At 29.3% G+C, this 16724-nt stretch carries 17 protein-coding genes; 5 read left to right on the top strand and 12 right to left on the bottom strand.

The features are described 5' to 3' along the window. From hemN to hemB, 4 genes are read right to left on the bottom strand one after another with little or no spacing between them, the layout of a single operon-like run. Positions 1-1356, bottom strand: a complete 1356-nt coding sequence (gene hemN / locus AJ885_RS03440) for an oxygen-independent coproporphyrinogen III oxidase (RefSeq protein ID WP_070210224.1) — start codon at positions 1354-1356, stop codon at positions 1-3. Then, on the bottom strand, positions 1343-1834 hold the full coding sequence (locus tag AJ885_RS03435) for a DUF2603 domain-containing protein (protein WP_070210225.1): 492 nt from the start codon (positions 1832-1834) through the stop codon (positions 1343-1345). The genes hemN and AJ885_RS03435 overlap by 14 nt, the downstream gene beginning before the upstream one ends. Then, entirely contained in the window at positions 1831-2751 is a 921-nt protein-coding gene (argF, locus tag AJ885_RS03430) for an ornithine carbamoyltransferase (protein ID WP_004305704.1), read from the bottom strand. The genes AJ885_RS03435 and argF overlap by 4 nt, the downstream gene beginning before the upstream one ends. Next, on the bottom strand, positions 2748-3731 hold the full coding sequence (hemB, locus tag AJ885_RS03425; protein ID WP_004305703.1) for a porphobilinogen synthase: 984 nt from the start codon (positions 3729-3731) through the stop codon (positions 2748-2750). Before hemB ends, argF begins: the two co-directional genes overlap by 4 nt. A gap of 57 nt (positions 3732-3788) precedes the next feature. Between hemB and ribA the strand changes: the two genes are divergently transcribed. Continuing rightward, complete coding sequence (gene ribA, locus AJ885_RS03420; protein ID WP_002854114.1) at positions 3789-4349, top strand: GTP cyclohydrolase II; 561 nt, start codon at positions 3789-3791, stop codon at positions 4347-4349. Further along, on the top strand, positions 4350-4916 hold the full coding sequence (gene rsmG, locus AJ885_RS03415) for a 16S rRNA (guanine(527)-N(7))-methyltransferase RsmG (RefSeq protein ID WP_004305702.1): 567 nt from the start codon (positions 4350-4352) through the stop codon (positions 4914-4916). Between the two features lie 15 nt (positions 4917-4931). Here rsmG and AJ885_RS03410 read toward each other — a convergent pair whose 3' ends face one another. After that, complete coding sequence (locus AJ885_RS03410; protein WP_070280740.1) at positions 4932-5504, bottom strand: hypothetical protein; 573 nt, start codon at positions 5502-5504, stop codon at positions 4932-4934. A gap of 92 nt (positions 5505-5596) precedes the next feature. Continuing rightward, positions 5597-6694, bottom strand: coding sequence for a YeiH family protein (locus AJ885_RS03405; RefSeq protein WP_004305700.1), 1098 nt, complete (start codon positions 6692-6694; stop codon positions 5597-5599). 112 nt (positions 6695-6806) lie between these two features. Here AJ885_RS03405 and AJ885_RS03400 point away from each other — a divergent pair, with 112 nt between their 5' ends. Beyond that, a complete protein-coding gene (locus tag AJ885_RS03400; protein WP_004305699.1) occupies positions 6807-7688 on the top strand; it encodes a LysR family transcriptional regulator in 882 nt (293 codons plus the stop codon). 79 nt (positions 7689-7767) lie between these two features. Further along, positions 7768-9636: an RNA polymerase sigma factor RpoD gene (gene rpoD / locus AJ885_RS03395; protein WP_004305698.1), complete on the top strand. Its 1869-nt coding sequence runs from the start codon at positions 7768-7770 to the stop codon at positions 9634-9636. Between the two features lie 14 nt (positions 9637-9650). On the opposite strand, the gene AJ885_RS03390 is transcribed toward rpoD, so the two are convergent. Together AJ885_RS03390 and AJ885_RS03385 are read right to left on the bottom strand one after the other, a co-directional pair. After that, positions 9651-10163 (bottom strand): SixA phosphatase family protein, encoded by a 513-nt coding sequence (locus tag AJ885_RS03390; protein ID WP_004305696.1) that lies wholly within the window; start codon positions 10161-10163, stop codon positions 9651-9653. After that, on the bottom strand, positions 10160-10678 hold the full coding sequence (locus AJ885_RS03385) for a rhomboid family intramembrane serine protease (protein ID WP_004305694.1): 519 nt from the start codon (positions 10676-10678) through the stop codon (positions 10160-10162). The genes AJ885_RS03390 and AJ885_RS03385 overlap by 4 nt, the downstream gene beginning before the upstream one ends. A 97-nt stretch (positions 10679-10775) precedes the next feature. Here AJ885_RS03385 and AJ885_RS03380 point away from each other — a divergent pair, with 97 nt between their 5' ends. Beyond that, on the top strand, positions 10776-11192 hold the full coding sequence (locus AJ885_RS03380) for a PepSY-like domain-containing protein (RefSeq protein ID WP_004305692.1): 417 nt from the start codon (positions 10776-10778) through the stop codon (positions 11190-11192). A 7-nt stretch (positions 11193-11199) separates the two neighbouring features. On the opposite strand, the gene AJ885_RS03375 is transcribed toward AJ885_RS03380, so the two are convergent. From AJ885_RS03375 to aroB, 4 genes are read right to left on the bottom strand one after another with little or no spacing between them, the layout of a single operon-like run. Next, a complete protein-coding gene (locus AJ885_RS03375; RefSeq protein ID WP_070210226.1) occupies positions 11200-12810 on the bottom strand; it encodes an AAA family ATPase in 1611 nt (536 codons plus the stop codon). 3 nt (positions 12811-12813) lie between these two features. After that, entirely contained in the window at positions 12814-14064 is a 1251-nt protein-coding gene (gene mtaB / locus AJ885_RS03370; protein WP_002880606.1) for a tRNA (N(6)-L-threonylcarbamoyladenosine(37)-C(2))-methylthiotransferase MtaB, read from the bottom strand. Then, positions 14061-15632: a mechanosensitive ion channel family protein gene (locus AJ885_RS03365; protein WP_070210227.1), complete on the bottom strand. Its 1572-nt coding sequence runs from the start codon at positions 15630-15632 to the stop codon at positions 14061-14063. The genes mtaB and AJ885_RS03365 overlap by 4 nt, the downstream gene beginning before the upstream one ends. Beyond that, a complete protein-coding gene (gene aroB / locus AJ885_RS03360; RefSeq protein WP_070210228.1) occupies positions 15629-16684 on the bottom strand; it encodes a 3-dehydroquinate synthase in 1056 nt (351 codons plus the stop codon). Before aroB ends, AJ885_RS03365 begins: the two co-directional genes overlap by 4 nt. Positions 16685-16724 lie beyond the last annotated feature (40 nt).

The following is a 16724-nucleotide window of genomic DNA, read 5'->3' as shown; positions in this document are numbered from 1 at the left end:
TTACACCGTTTTTGAGAATACTTTTTTATCTTCACTAATGTTTTTCATATAAGCATCAAAACACATAGCAATATTTCTTATAAGCAAAACACCTGTTTCATTGACTTTGATAAAATTTTCATCAAAATTAATAAAATCTTTGTATTCTTCTAAAGCTTTTAAATCCTCTTTAAAATACTCCTGAAAATCAATGCAAAATTCTTTTTCTATTGACTTGATATCAAGCTTAAAATTTGCCATTAACTCCATAATCACTGCTTTTCTAAGCTCATCATCATCGCTTAAAGCTACGCCTCTTTCAAAAGGCAAAACTCCTCTATCTAATGCAGCCTCATAACTTGACATATCTTTAAAATTTTGCGCATAATGTCTTTGTCCTTCGCCTATACTTGTAAGCCCAACACCGACTAAATCAGCACCACCTTTAGCAGTATAACCTTGGAAATTTCTATGTAAAGTTCCATTTTCTAAAGCTTTAAAAAGCTCATCATTTTCTTTTGCAAAATGATCCATACCTATCATTTTATAGCCGTTTTTACTCAAAAAATTCTCACAAAATTCTAAAATTTCAAGTTTAACATCAGGACTTGGCAAGGTATTTTCATCAAATTTTCTCATATTTTTCTTAAGCCAAGGCACATGAGCGTAATTAAAAATCGCCAAACGATCAGGATTTAAAAGCATAACTTTTTCTAAAGTTTGTGTAAAGCTTTGTAAATTTTGATAAGGCAAACCATAAATTAAATCCATATTTACAGACTTTATACCTTTACTTCTTACAAGATTTAAAGCATTTTGTGTTAATTCAAAAGGCTGGATGCGATGAATTTCTTTTTGAACTTTTTCATCAAAATCCTGCACTCCAAAGCTGATACGATTAAAGCCATTTTGTGTTAAAACTGTGGCTTGTTCGTCATTTAAAAAACGCGGATCGATCTCACAGCTAATCTCTGCATCTTTAGAAAAATTTCTAAAAATAGATCTGATTTTTAAAATCAAATTTTGAAGTTGTTTAGCACTAAAAAAAGTTGGAGTTCCGCCCCCAAAGTGCATTTGCACCACTTCTCTTTTAGTATCTAAAATAGTACTTAAAATATCAAGCTCTTTAAAAATATAAGTTAAATACCTTTCTTTACTCTCTTCTTTTGCAGTATAAATAACATTGCAACCACAAAAATAACAGGCACTCCTACAAAATGGTAAATGAAAATAAAGCGATAAAGATCTATCTTGCTTTTTTAAAATTTCTATATATTCTTCATATTTGAAATTTGTATTAAACTCTACTGCTGTAGGATAAGAAGTGTAGCGTGGTCCTGCTTTAGAGTATTTTACAAAAGCTTTATAATCTCTCATTTTGATTTACCCTTTCTATCATCGCTTGCATATCTACAAATAAATTTGGATGCTCTTGTTTGATTTTAGAGATTAATTTTTCAAGATCAATACCAACTTCCATAGTACCATTTTGTGCCTTTTGCTTGATTTCATCCATGGCAACCGTCCAAACATCGTTAAAATCTACAGGAATTTGTTGATAAATCGCCTTTTCTAAACGCAATTCAAAATTCTCTTTTTGACTTTGTTTTAAACTTTCAAGTATATTCTTAAGACTTTGTAAAGAAAGCAAAGTGTGAATTTCATCGTTTTCATCAATCACAAACCAAGGCTCAGGAGAATCAAAACTTCCATTTTCAAGAACTAAACATTTTTCGTTTTCATTCTCGCTTTGCTTCATTTTAAAAATCGTTCTATCTTTTTTCTTTATTCCTAGATTTTGACTAAATTCATCAATGCGTTTTAAGCAAATGCTATACTTTTCTAGCTCTTTCATTCTCTTCCTCTCTGATTATCCAAAAAGCAAAGCAAGGCTTTTACCACATAAAGGCGATTTCTTGCTTCTTCAAAAATCACATCTGCATGTTTTTCAAAAATTTCTTCACTCACTTCATAACCCCTATAAGCAGGCAAACAATGAAGCAATATCGCGTCTTTATTGGCAACGCTCATAGCCTTCTCATCGATTATAAATCCTTCAAATTCTTTAATCTTGCGTTCTTTTTCATTCTCTTCACCCATAGAAACCCAAGTATCGGTGATGACTACATCTTTATCCTTTAAGGCTTCAAATTTATCATGACTTAAGGAAATTTTGGCTCCTGAAATCAAAGCCTGTTTCATAGCAAATTCCCAAATTTCAGGGCTAATTTTATAGTTTTTTGGTATAGCTATACTAAATTCAAAGCCCAAAATCGCAGCCGCAATAAGCCAAGAATTGCACATATTGTTACTATCTCCGATAAAAGCAACTTTTGCTATACCATTTTGCATCTTATTCCATTCTTTGATAGTAAGCAAATCTCCTAAAACCTGAGTAGGGTGATAAAGCTCGCTTAAAGCATTGATCACAGGGGCTTTAGAATATCTTGCAAATTCGAGTAAAGTTTCATGTTTATTGACTCTCATCATCACAAAATCAACCATCGCCCCTATCACCCTAGCTGTATCCTTTACAGGCTCGCCACGACTAAGTTGTAAATCATTGCTATTTAAAAATAAAGCCTTTCCGCCAAGCTCTGTTATGGCTAATTCAAAAGCCATTCTTGTTCTTGTAGAATTTTTCTCAAAAATCATTGCTAAAGTTTTATCTTGTAAAAGTTTTTTAGGCTCTTTTTTAAGCTCGCTAGCATGATTTACAAGGCTTAAAATTTCCTCCTTAGAAAAATCTCTTAAAGTTAAAAAATGTTTCATTTTTCTCCTTTTAACATTTTAGCTAATTCTTTGGCATGATAAGTGATGATAAGCTTTGCCCCTGCTCTTTTAAAAGCTATCATAGTTTCATATAAGATTTTTTCATAATCAATCACTCCCGCATTTTTAGCTGCCTTTAGCATAGCATATTCTCCGCTTACATTATAAACACACAAAGGCAAGTTAGAATAAAGGGATATTTCTTTAATTACATCAAGATAAGCAAGAGCGGGTTTTACCATTAAAATATCAGCTCCTTGTGCTTCATCTTCTAAGCTTTCTTCTAAAGCTTCTTTACCATTAGCAAAATCCATTTGATAGCTTTTTCTATCTCCATAACTTGGAGCTGACTCTGCTACATCTCGAAATGGCCCATAATAACTTGATGCAAATTTAGTAGAATACGCCATTATAGGCAAATTTTCAAAACCTTCTTTATCTAAAGCTTCACGCAAAGTAGTGATAATACCATCCATCATCCCACTAGGTGCTATCATATCTACCCCTGCTCTTGCGTGAACTAAGGCTTGTTTGGCTGAAATTTCTAAAGTGGCATCATTATCTACGCTTTTTGTTTTTGGATCGATAAACCCACAATGCCCGTGATCTGTATACTCACAAAAACAAAGATCGCTAATTACAAAAAGATCTGGAAAATTTTTCTTAATCTCTCTTATGCTTCTTGCAACAAGCCCTTCATCATCTAAAGCATCGCTTCCGCAACTATCTTTTTTCTCATTTTCCAAAACGCCAAAAAGTATAATGGCTTTAATGCCTAAATTAACTACATTTTGACACTCTTTTAAAATTTCATCTAAACTCATTTGAAACACATCGGGCATAGAAGAAATTTCTTTTTTTATCCCTGTTCCATTAACCACAAAAAGCGGATAAATCAAATCATTTACACTTAAAGAATTTTCCCTTACCATAGATCTTAAGTTTTCATTAAACCTTAATCTTCTAAATCTTTTAAACATTTTTTTGTCCTTTTTTTGCTAAAATCTTAACATAAATTTGATTATAGAGAGTAGTAAATGAAAATAAAAATTTCAGAAATTGCGAATTTACCTAGCAAATGGGGAAATTTCCAAATACAAAGTTTTAAAGAAAATGATAAAGAACATTTATGTATATTTAAAAATACTCCAAAAGACACACTCAATCTAAGAATTCATTCAGAGTGCTTAACAGGAGATGCTTTAGGAAGTTTAAAATGTGACTGCGGAGAACAGCTTGAATTTTCACTCAAATATATAGAAAAAAACGGCGGAATGGTGATTTATCTTAGACAAGAAGGAAGAGGTATAGGACTTTTTAACAAGGTTAATGCTTATGCTTTACAAGATAAAGGTTTTGATACGATTAAAGCAAATCATCAGCTTGGCTTTAAAGCCGATGAGAGAACTTATGAAATTGTAGAATTTATACTCAAACACTATGAAATTTCTAAGGTTAATTTACTCACAAATAATCCCGAGAAACTAGAGTCCATTAAGGAAAAAATCATCACACGCATACCGATTTTAATAGAACCTAACCGTTTTAATGTAGAATATTTAAACATAAAACAAACTCAAATGGGACATCTTAAATAAATGATTTTTAAAGATTATGATTTTTTACAACACTACGATTTAAAAAACTTTAAAGAAAAGGTAAAAATTTATAAAGAATTATTATCTAAATTTAACCGCATTCACAATCTTACTCATTTAAAAAATATAGATGAAAATATCTTTGATAGTATTAAAATTTTAGATTTTTATGATTTTTCTAAAGCAAAAAATATTGCCGATATAGGAAGTGGTGCAGGATTTCCAGCTGTATTTTTAGCCTTTTTACTGCAAAGCAATTTTCATCTTTTCGAACCCAATCCCAAAAAAGCTGCCTTTTTGCGGACACTAAAAATAGAATGCGAACTTTCAAATTTACATATTTACAAAGAAAAAGTTCAAGAGTGTAAAAATACCTTTAAAGCCGATATCATCACTTCAAGAGCCTTAATGGATGTCAAGCCTTTGCTTGAAATTTGCAAAAATCTAAAAGATGAAAATACAATTTTTATTTTATGGAAAGGCAGTGAAATTTATCAAGAACTTGAAAATATAAAAAATTATGAAATTTTTGAAAATAATTTAAGAAAATACTGTATTTTAAAGTAGCCCTAAGGCTACTTTTTATTCTGCTAAATCAGCATTAAAACTGATATCAACCAAAGGCCAAGAGATTCCACCATGTCCTGGAGCAGCATCACTTAATGCTTTTAATGCTTTAGAACCATTTTTAAAAGTATGCAAATCAAGCTGCCCTTTAGCTTCAAATTTATTATCTTTGATAGTATAAGTTAAAGGTACAATAGTACTTTTTTTATCCATGGTAATTTTTGCTGAAATAACGCCTTTGTTTTCACCTACAATCACATCTTGGAAAACAACTTTAATATCTGCATTTCCCAATAAAGCAGGAAAAAACACTTTTGTGATATTATTGGTTATAACATCATTGCCTTCACCCATAAAAGCATTACTTGGCTTTATAGTAGCTTTAGTTCCTTTAAGATAACTTGCAAAATCCTTTGTATTTTTAGAAAATTTATATTCTACATTCTTAAATTCACCTTCTACTCCTACCATATCCTTAGTTTTATACCCTTCAAAAGATATTTTTAAACTATCTTCTTTAAAAGATACGGCACTTAAAGCAGATGCTAATAAACAAGAACTTAAAATACTTAAAACAATTTTTTTCATTTTAACTCCTTCAAAATGAGATTTTATTAAACAAAAACAATTATATTATCACTTGATTAATAAAAATAAATTTTTTCAAAAAATAATTGTTATTACCAAAGTATATCTTTAAAAGTCAAAGTTAAAAAATATCCTCCAAAAATCAAAACAAGCCCTAAAACAAAAGCCAAACCAAATACTCTAGAGCCACTCTTTAAAAATTTTTTAAAGTCAATTTGCAAACCTAAAGCTGCCATAGCAAAAACAATACATAAAGTACAAAGTGTTTTACCTAAAGAAATAATATCACTCGTAGCAATACCTAAAATACTTTCTTTAGTTGCTAGATATGTATTTAAAACTATCATACCTAAAAATGCGAATGCAAAATAAGGAATAGTAATACTTTTTGCAGTTTTTCCACTGCTTGAATGCTGATTTTTAGCAAAAAAATAAGTCACTATAAGCAAAAAAGGCACAAGTAAAATCACTCTCATCATTTTTATAATCACTGCAACATTAGAAGCACCTTGCTCAAATCCTGCCATATCTTTTGCCATTTCAGCGGCACCTGCAACATTTGCCACTTCATGCAAAGTAGCCCCCATAAAAACCCCCATAGCATTTTGATCAAAAAAGGGAAAAAGATTTAAAGAAAAAGCTATAGGATACAAAAACATAAACACAAGTCCAAAAATCACCACCGTACCTACAGCTAAAATTCCTTTAAAAGGATCACTTTTTAAACTTGACTCCAACGCTAAAACCGCTGCCGCACCGCAAATCGCACTTCCGGCTCCAACAAGCATAGAAGTTTCTTTATCGAGTTTAAAAATTTTCATCCCTACAAATAAAGCAATAATAAAAACAAAAAATATCACTATAACAGAAAGCAAAAACCCTTTCAACCCTACACTTAAAAGCTCAGTTAAAGTGATATTAAAACCATATAAAACAATACCGAGTCTTAAAAGCTTTTTTGCACTAAAATGCACTCCAGCTTGAAAATGATGTTGGTATTTAAAAAACCAAGGAGAAAGCAATACTCCTATGATGATAGCAAAGGCAGTCGCTGCCAAATGAGTAGTATCTTTGATACTTTGAACACTAGAAAGATACATAGCAAAAATCACTATACAAGCAGTAAAAAGCAAACCCTTAAAATTTGAACGCACTATAGCCACGCTATGTGCTAAAAAACTTGTTTTCATTTATTTTCCTTTTTCTAAATTTTGTGTTATTATATTTTTTTTATTAAAATTATAAAAATATATTATTTTAATTTTTATAATAATTTTTTTTTATTAAATAAAGGAATCACTCATGAAAATCAAAGATATGGAAATATTTTTAGATCTTTTAAACACTCAAAGTCCAACTCATACAGCCAACAATTTTTCCATAACTCAACCCAATGTTTCAATAGTAATTAAAAATTTAGAAAATAAATTTGATGGCATTTTATTTGAAAGACTTGGAAAAAAACTCTTACCTACACCAAAAGCTTTAGAACTAGGAAAAAATTGGTTAAAAATTATACAAGCCTACTACCAAAGCTTGGAAAAATTAAACGACGAAAGTATGCTCTTAGGGGAAATAAAAATAGCCTCAACTCAAAGCATTTCTGAACATTTTTTAGCTCCTATTTTATTTGATTTTAAAGCAGAATTTAAAAACATAGAAATTCGCTCTCAAACACAGAATTCAAAAGAATGTTTAAATTTGCTAAAAAACGGAAATATAGAATTTGCAATTATTGAAGCAGAACTTGATCCAGCTTTAGTGGAGTATGAAAATTTAGAAATAAATTTTTGGCAAAATGATGAACTTATAGTAGCTACAAGTGATAAAAAATTCAATGAAAAAGAATTTTATATCGATGAACTTTTAGAACAAAAGTGGATTTTAAGAGAAGTAGGCTCAGGCTTAAGGGATAAATTTTTAAACGAAATTGGTGCAAGCTCAAAAAAACTTAATATTTTTCTTGAGCTTGATAGAATGGCTGCGATTAAAGAACTTGTTTTACAAAAAAAAGCAATCTCTATTTTTTCCAAAAAAAGCATAGAAAAAGAATTAAAAAATTCAACACTTTATGAAATCAAGTTAAAAAATATCAACCTAAAGCGTAAATTTTATACCTTAAAAAGAAAAAATTATAATTTTAACAGAGCTTTAGAAAAATTTGAAAAAATATTTAAATCATAAGCATAATAACCGATTTATATAGAAAGTTAAGCAATTTTTAGATAAAATCTAAAGCTTATATAAATTTCAAGGATAATCAATGAACGCCAAAACTCAAGAAGCTGAATTAGAAGAATTATTTCAAGAAAATGCAAAAGATTATATCACATATGAAAAATTGGTAAAATATCTTACAAAACAACCAAGTGCATCAACCGCTAAAAAAGTGCAAGCATTAGTGAAAAAACACAAAGTGCAACTTTTTTCAGCAGCTGAAATTGCACAAATGAAAAACATAGAAGATGCAAAAAGACTTCAAGAAGAAAAACAAAAACTCCAAGATACAAGCCTTGAGAACGAATTTGATTTAGCCAATGAAAACGATTTATTAGAATGGAGCAGATCAGACTCTCCTGTTCGTATGTATTTAAGAGAAATGGGACAAATTGCTTTATTAAACAAAGATGAAGAAATTGAAATTTCTAAAAAAATAGAACTTGGTGAAGATATTATCATTGATGCTTTTTGTTCTGTACCTTATTTGATAGATTTTATTTTAGATTATAAAGAACCTTTAATAAACAGAGAAAGAAGAGTAAAAGAATTATTTAAAAGCTTTGACGATGAAGAAAAAAATGATGATAAACTTGATGAACTTGATATAGACGAAGATGAAGAAAACGAAACAGAATTAGAAACAGATGAAGAAAATACTAAAAAAAACAGCAAAAAAGAAGATGAAAGAACTTTAAAAGTTATAGAAAAATTTAAAGCTCTAGAAAAAGCTAAAAAAGATTGGCTAAAAACATCCAAAGACAAGGAAAGTGGAGATGAGCTTTTAGATAAATTAAGCATTGCATTCAAAAAAAATATTTTAAAAGAAAAATTAATGGATCTAGGCCCTACTTCAAAACTTATTAGTGAAATCGTAAAATCAATGGAAACTGCACTAAAAAGTGATGAAGAATTTGACAAAGAACTTAAGCGTTTAGAATACCGCTTACCTATGTTTTCTGATGAACTTAAAAAACGCCATGCAGATATTTTAAAAGATATTACAAAATTGAGCAAAGAAGAAATCACAGAGCGAGCTTTAGAAACAACCATGGTAAGCACTTATATGGAAATTAAAAAACTATTTCAAACTAAAGAAGCCAGTGAAAAAAGCTTTGATCTTGAAAAATCACGTTTAAAAGAAATTTTAGAGCAAATTAAACGTGGTAAAAAAATCTCTGATGAAGCAAAAGGAAGAATGGCAAAATCAAACTTGCGTCTTGTTGTAAGCATAGCTAAACGCTACACAAATCGTGGTCTACCTTTCTTAGATCTTATTCAAGAAGGGAATATAGGCTTGATGAAAGCTGTGGATAAGTTTGAATACAAAAGGGGTTATAAATTTTCCACTTATGCAACCTGGTGGATCAGGCAAGCTATTTCAAGGGCTATAGCTGATCAAGCAAGAACCATAAGAATTCCAATCCACATGATAGAAACCATCAATCAAATTAACAAAATTATCCGCGAACATCTACAAAAAGATGGAAAAGAACCTGATGTCAGCGTTATAGCTAAAGAAGTAGGTTTAAGCGTAGATAAGGTTAAACAAGTTATTAAAATTACAAAAGAACCAATTTCTCTTGAAGCTCCAATAGGAAATGAAGATGATGGTAAATTTGGAGATTTTGTTGAAGATAGAAATTCACTTTCTCCAATGGATCATATCTTAAAGGATGATTTAAAAGAACAAATTGATGAAGTTTTAGATCAATTAAACGATAGGGAAAAAGCGGTAATTCGAATGCGCTTTGGCTTAATGGATGATGAAAGCGATAGAACCTTAGAAGAAATTGGGAAAGAGCTTAATGTCACTCGAGAAAGAGTGAGACAAATAGAAAGCTCAGCTATAAAAAAACTCAAACACCCTAAAGTAGGAAGAAAACTAAAAAATTATATAGAAGGTTGGAAGTAAGAGTCAATCTCTTACTAAAAACCTAAATCTTTTTCTTCTTTTAACTTGCGTACATGTTCAAAAAAAACTAATTTTCCGCTATGTTTTTTTAAATTTTTAAATTCCTTAATATCAAATTCTAAACACAAGATAGAAGAAGTTGGAAAAGAAGCTAAACATAGCGAGCTTAATAACTCTCCAAGCTCCATTAAACCAGGATTATGGCCCACTAAAAACACTTCATTAAACTCATCATCAATATTTTGCAAAATTTTTAGCAAATTTTCAACATTGCAAAGATACAATCTTTCATCAAAACAAATTTTATTTTTATCAAAATTATAAAATTTGGCTATTTTTTTCGCTGTTTTAGCGGTTCTAACAGCAGGACTTGATAACACTAAATCAGGATGAATTTCATGCAAGGCAAGATTTTTAAAAAGTTTTTTTAAATCTTCCTTTCCACTCTTAGTAAGCTTTCTTTCAAAATCATCGATATCTCCTCTCTTACTTGCTTTTGCATGTCTTATAATATAAATTTTTTTCATTTTACCTCTTTTATTTTAGCTAAAATATAACCACATATAAACCCGAAAATATGACCATACCAAGCAACATTTACCCCCATAAGCAATGGCGCAAAACTCATAAGTAAAATTGCCACTATAAGTCCTTTTGTGCTATTTTTATCAAGAACAGCATAAAAACCCATTAAAACACAAATTGCACCACTAGCACCTATGACATTTATATTTTCTCCAAAATATTTAAAATCAAAATACACATAAAAAACACTTAAAAGTGAACATAACAACCCGCCAATAAAATAAATAAAAACAAAACGCAAAGCACCCAAATAAGTTTCTAATATACGCCCAAATTGAAATAAAACTATCATATTTAATATAAGATGAGTTAAATTTCCATGTAAAAACATTGAACTTAAAAGTTGCCAATAAGCTCCATTAAAAAATAAAATATTCAAACCAAGGATATTGTAATAATCATAAGAAATCAAAAAATAACATAAAACATTTAAAAAAATTAAAAAAATTGTAAGCAAAGTATTAAACCTTTATTTTTTATAATATTGTCTTAAAATTCACATAAAATTCACATAAATTCTTTACAATTTTACTAAAAAATAATTAGGAAAAATATTGAAAATTAAATTTTTAAGTATTATTACTATTTTAAGTTTATCTTTAAACGCTGATATAATAATTTCTGCTGATAATTTGCCAAGTGTTTCTAAAGAATTTTTACAACATAATTTCAAAGCACCTATAGGGATCGTTCAAAAAGACAAAAATTCCTATGAAGTCTATCTTAGCGATGGGACAGAACTTGAATTTGACATAGATGGAGCTTGGAAAGAAATTGAAAATAAAGCCTTTCCTTTTGAACTAGATTTTTTACCTCAAAATTTAGCTAATATCATTAAAAACGAATTTCCAAATACAAAAGCTAGAGAAATCGAAAGAAAAATCAACCATTACAAGATTAAATTTGATAACGATGTAAAAATTCTTATAGATTTTAATGGAACTATCTTGCACAAAGAAATTGATGATTAAAATATAATCAAATCTGCATTATATTTTTAACATCATCATGTTCTATCTTTTCTTTTTCAAGCAAAAGCTCTGATAATTTTAAAATTTTATCCTTCATAGAATTTAAAAATTCATCCATTTCTTTTTTTTGTTCATTTAAATTTGACTCTTCTAACATATCAAAACTCAACATATAATCAAGCAATTCTTTAATCTTTAAAAAATCATCTTGCGAGTTGGTATAACTTTCATTGTAAATTAATTTCATAGCTCTAGAACCAGCCAAATAAACTTTTATACGATTGATAAGCTCTGATTTTGATCTTATATTATGCTCATATTCTTTAAAACAATCTTCAATGAGAGTTATTTTATCAAATCCTATGTCAAAATAATATGCACTCAAAGCTTTTGCAGCTTGATAAGTGGCTTGAATTTTTTTCTCTTCATCATTAAAACTTAAAATCTTTTTCTTGCCTAAAAGAACTTTATTTAATACAGCATAAAAATCACTTTCCTCAACTAAAGCACTATTTCTTCTTAAAGCATTAATTGCCGCTTCATTGACCAAAGTTTCAAGTCCTGCTCCACTAAAACCTACGCTTGCTTTAGCGATTTTATTTAAATTGATATTATTATTTTTATCCTTCATATAAATTTCTAAAATTTTAAGTCTATCCTTAAAATCAGGTAAAGATAAAAAAATTCTCCTATCAAAACGCCCTGAACGCAATAAAGCAGAATCCATAAGTTCGATTTTATTTGTTGCAGCTATAACTATAACCCCGCTATTGTCCTCAAAACCATCCATTTGGGTTAAAAGTTGATTTAAAGTACTATCTCTTTCAACATTTGACATTTCTCCCCTTGCTTTACCTACAGCATCTATTTCATCGATAAAAACTATACTAGGAGCCATCATTTTAGCTTTTGAAAAAAGCTCTCTAACTCTTTTTGCACCCATACCTACATAAATTTCAACAAAACTTGAACCACTTTGATAAAAAAATGGCACCCCTGCTTCTCCTGCAACTGCTTTTGCTATCAATGTTTTTCCTACACCTGGTGGGCCTACCATTAAAACACCTTTTGGCATTTTTACACCAAATTCTTTATATTTTTTAGGATTTTGTAAAAAATCTACAAGTTCGCTTAGTTCCATTTTAACTTCATCAACACCTGCTACATCATTAAAAGTAATATCTGAAATCACAGGTTTTATATGAGAACTTTCTAAATTAATATTTGAATCTTGAGCTTGAATGTGATTCTTATTTGATATAGGATATTTAGCCAATTCTTTTTTACGGGCAAAATAACCAAGACTTATAAAAAGTGCGATAATAAAAACAAGTAAAATAAAAAACACCCAAAGCGTGTTATCTTTTTTAACCTCTATAGGAACTTTTGCTAAAAGTGTTTTTATATCTATGCCATCTTTTATAATTACGTAATTTTCACCTTCTGCCTTAAGCCAAATTTCGTCTTTATCAATCACAGCTTTTTGGATTAAATTTTGGCTTAATAGACTTTGATAAAGATTTTCATCTATATATTTAGGTTCATTTTTAAAATATAAAATTCCCAAAAGCATACATAAAACCATAAAAGATGCTAAAATTATCTTTTTATTTTTCATTATCTAGCCTTTTAAAATTGCAAAGTTAGACTTTTCTTGCACTTCATATTCAGATATAACAATCCATTCTTTAGCTATATCTTTATCACTTTTAATTTTGATCTTGTTAAAAAACTGATCATAACCCTCAAAAAAACCATCTTTTTGATTTTCTATCAAAACTTCAAGTGAAACTTGATTTTTTTTCCTAAATTCATAATTATTTTTTTCTACTATGGATTTTAAAGTGTTTAGCCTTTCTTTAGCTAAAGTTCCATTTATCACATCCTTCATGGTAGCAGAATGCGTGTTGTTTCTAGGACTAAAAATAAAAGCATGAATATGAGTGAGTGGAAATTCTTTAAATTTTTTCAAAGCTTCTTGCCACATTTCTTCACTCTCACCTGGATGAGCTACTATAAAATCCGTCCCTAAAGCATATCCTTTGCTTGCTATAGTATTAAAAAGCTTTAAATCATTATCCGTATGCGATCTTCTTCGCATTATACGAAGCATTTTTTCACTTGTATGCTGCAATGCAATATGTAAATGCCTTTCAAGCCAAGTTTCATCTAAAATTTCTAAAAAACTCTCATCAATTTGTGCGGGTTCTAAACTACCTAACCTTATGCGTTTTATACCTGAAATTTGTCCCATTTTTTGCAAAAGCTTGCCTAAACTTGTGCCATTTTTAAGCCCATATGAACCTATATTAGTCCCTGTTAAAACAATTTCACTATAGCCATTAGCCCCCAAAATTTCAACCTGTTTCAAAAGAGCTTTTTCATCCACACTTCTTGATCTTCCCCGCACGCTAGGAATAATACAATAAGAACAAGCAAAATCACAACCTTCTTGAATTTTCACAAAAGCTTTGGTATGATTTTCATATTCGCAAACTATATCTTTATCAATAAAATTTAAATTTCCAAGTTCATAAAAACTTGTCTTTGCTCCTAAAAATTCATTGATTTTATCTTTATTTGACGCTCCAAGCACTCCAAAAACTTGCTTTTTATCTAAAAGCTCCTTACCCTTGCTTACAGCACCACAACCTGTAAGTATAACTTTAATGCCTTTTTTTTGCATGGTATTTACATAAGACTTTATCCCGCTATCAGCTCCATTTGTAACCGTGCAAGAATTTACAACGATAATTTGTGCTTTATTCTCATCATTTATAATCTCATAATCTTTTACATAACTTTTTAAAAGCTCTGTATCATAAATATTTGTGCGACACCCAAAGGTTTTAAAAAAAACTTTTTCTTTCAATCTTTATTCCTTGCATGAAAATGCATATTTTCATGATGTTGTTCAAAATGATTTTGATTTAAATTTCCTAAATATAAATTTTGCGATGGATAAGCAATTTTTATATCTTTATGCTTATTAAATTCTTTTATAATCTCTTTACTAATCGTACTTCTTAATACCAAAGCCGCATAAGCATTGGTCATATACCATGCAGAAATTCGCATTCCCCAATGTTCAAAAAACATAAAAAACCTTGGCTCCACTTTAGGATTTTTAATACTATATTCATGTTGTAAACGAGCTATATTTTTTCTAGCAAGCTCAGTATAACCTTTGGCATGGCGTGTAACAATATTTTCCACAATTTCTTGCGCTTTATCAAGATTACTATCAAAAGTAACACTTATATCAATCCCATCAAGCACGGTTTTCATACCATGATGAGTATAATTAGCAAGCAAATTTGTAAAAACATAGTTATTAGGAATAAATATAATACGCCCACTACGACGATTTTTGCTATAAGTTTCAAGCGTAAGCTCTTCATAAAGAGTAATGCGTAAAAAAGAAATATCTATAATATCTCCAATATAGGTAGTATCATTTTGAAAAACTTTTACACGATCCCCTACTCTAAAACTTCCACCAAAAATAATCACACACCATCCAAGCATAGACATAAACATATCTTTCATAGCAATAGCTAAGCCTGCAGAAGCAAAACCAAGTATAGTTACAAGATAAGTAATATTTTCTATATAAGCAAAGAGCAAAATAAGAAAAATAATATTTATATTAATAAAATTAATAATCTTCGTAGCGGTATAATATCTTTCACTATCTTTAATATATTTTTTAGCAATAAATTTCAACATAAAAGCTATAGCTATAACAACAACAATAGCAACAAGTATATTTGCAGCCCTTAAACTTTGAACTTTAATCTCAGCACTTACTCGAGAAAGCTCTTCATCAATTTTTTTCTCATAAACAGAATAAGAAACACTAGCAAAATTTAAAGCTTGCTCAAATTCTTCCAACTTTTTATCCGAAGCTTTTAAAGCTTCTATATTCTCAACACTTGGTTTAAGCTCAACTAATTCCTTAAGTTCTGAGTTTTTTTCCCTGATCTTATCTACTAAATTTTTAAAATCATTAAATTTAAATATATACTCTTCCTTTTCTCCTTTTAATTTCTTAATATGAGAAAAAGCTCCTATAATAGCCAAAGGATTAGTAAGCTTAGATAAAGTTTCTATATTATCAGGGGCACTAAGACTTTGTGCAAAATTTAAATCTTTATATTCTTTAAGCAAGCTCAATTGCTCTTCTAAATTTGCTATCTTGCGTTTAAGTTCTTCTTGTTGGTGAATATCGGAAGTTTTTTTTAAATTAAGATTTAAAATGATTAATTCATCATTTATATCTTGATATTTTATAAAATTTTCATAACGTATATTCCAAATACTAGCACTGATTACAGTATTTAAAGTATTAATTTTCTCATTTATATTATTAATAATAGTCCGATTTACATCACCAAAAGCAAAAACAACAAAAAAGGTTAAAATAATAATTTTTTTCATTGGAATTCTCTTAAAGTTGCAATTATATCTTCTTTAGAAATATCACCTTTTATCAAACCCTTACCCAAAGGACTAGCAAGAACAAAATTGATTTTTTTATTAGAGCTTTTTTTATCCATGAAAAAAGCTTCATAAAATTCATCTACATTGTTGATTTTATATGATATTGGCAAACTGAATTTAAGTAAAATATCTTTTATTTTTTGACTTTGCATTTTATCCAAAAGCCCTAAATTTAAAGCCAATTGATTTGCCATAACCATACCTATAGCCACCGCTTCTCCGTGTAAATAAAGCTTATAATCTGTAAAATTTTCTATAACATGAGCAAAAGTATGACCATAATTTAAAAGCATTCTAAGCCCTGATTCTTTTTCATCTTGTTCAACAACCCTTGATTTAAGTTCTATGCTTCTTGCTATAATTTGAGTAAAAATTTCATTCTCACAAGTAGCATTTAAGAAACTTTTTTCATCAATTTTTTCTATAAAATCAAGTATACTATCATCAAACATTGCTGCCATTTTAATAAATTCAGCTATGCCTGCAGCAAGTTCTCTAGAGCTCAAAGTCTTTAAAAAAGAACTCTCGCAATATACAGCTTTAGGTTGATAAAAAGTGCCAATAAGATTTTTACCAAAATTATTATTAACACCTGTTTTTCCACCTACTGCTGCATCAACGCAAGCTAAAAGTGTAGTAGGAATATTTATAAAATCAATACCTCTTTGATAAATACTAGCAGCAAATCCGCCCATATCACTAATCACGCCACCACCAAAACTTATAAGCACGCTTTTTCTATCCAATTTAGAATTAAACATTTGGTTTAAAATTTCTTCCATGGTGCTTAAATTTTTATATTCTTCACCATCTTTTACAGTGGCAATAAAAATTTCTTTTGCCTTAATTTTAGAAAGTAATGTTTTCAAATGAAGACCTGAAATCTTAGGATTTGAAAGTATAAAAACCTTACTATCAAATTCTAATTCTTCAAGTTCATCAATATAAACCTTATAAGCATTTTCTTTTAACTTAACTTCTACTTGCATTGAACTACTCTTTTTGCGTTTATTCTATCACATTTAATTA

Source organism: Campylobacter sp. BCW_6464, assembly GCF_001762775.1.
In the GTDB taxonomy this organism is placed as follows: Bacteria; Campylobacterota; Campylobacteria; order Campylobacterales; family Campylobacteraceae; genus Campylobacter_D; species Campylobacter_D jejuni.
The sequence above is the reverse complement of the archived record's forward strand: the minus strand, read 5'-3'. Positions and strand labels throughout refer to the sequence as shown.